The sequence below is a fragment of the Oceanospirillum sediminis genome (genome assembly GCF_014164585.1).
Taxonomy (GTDB): Bacteria; Pseudomonadota; Gammaproteobacteria; order Pseudomonadales; family Halomonadaceae; genus Oceanospirillum; species Oceanospirillum sediminis.
Map to the genome: position 1 here is coordinate 1 of NZ_JACJFM010000348.1, position 310 is coordinate 310.

The 310-nt window shown below is 35.8% G+C and carries 1 protein-coding gene; it reads left to right on the forward strand.

Going from position 1 to position 310, the window contains the following annotated elements; all coding sequences use genetic code 11:
* Positions 1–99 precede the first annotated feature (99 nt).
* Positions 100–310, forward strand: a 211-nt coding sequence (locus H4O21_RS28880; RefSeq protein ID WP_220495921.1) for a histidine phosphatase family protein, incomplete at its 3' end; no start/stop codon positions are given.

Consider the following 310-nt stretch of genomic DNA (forward strand, 5'->3'; position numbering starts at 1 on the left):
CGAACTAAGTTGACGGCACAAATACTGTTGCCAGCCCTAAACATTCCAGATAGCAAGGTTAGTTTTGAACATAAACTATATGACTTTTCAGGTAGAGATTTGGTTGAAGTTGTTAGAAGTTGTGATGATGACATAAAAACCCTTATGGTATTTGGGCATAACCATGCTATCACAGCTTTTGTAAATACTTATGGAGATAGGTTTATTGATAATGTACCAACATGTGGTGTGGTTACAGTGGAGTTTAATGAGGATAAATGGTCTGAGATTAATCCTGGAAAAACTGTATTCACCATTTTTCCAAGAGATT